General features: G+C 60.9%; 1 protein-coding gene. It reads right to left on the bottom strand.

The genetic code is table 11. The features are described from left to right. Positions 1 to 37: 37 nt before the first annotated feature. Positions 38 to 238: JAB domain-containing protein (locus AC0L2O_RS37485; RefSeq protein WP_473373282.1), on the bottom strand; the 201-nt coding region annotated here is incomplete at its 5' end.

Raw genomic sequence — 238 nt, 5'->3', positions numbered from 1 at the left:
CCCTGCGCGAAGGTGTGCTCTACGACCTGCTTGGCCGTCACCACCATGAAGACGTGCGTGACAAGGCCGCCGCGTTGTAGGCCAGCGCACGCTTGACCACTTGCCGGGGATAGACCAGAGCGGCATCGATGGTGCCCTCGGACAGCGCCTCGAAACCCAGCACCCGATGTTTGGAGTCGAGAAACAGGCAACCAAACACCTCATGTGACTCATGACGCAGCAGCGCCTTGAGGTATTC

Source organism: Bradyrhizobium sp. Kon10 (assembly GCF_055807395.1).
The sequence above is the reverse complement of the archived record's forward strand: the minus strand, read 5'-3'. Positions and strand labels throughout refer to the sequence as shown.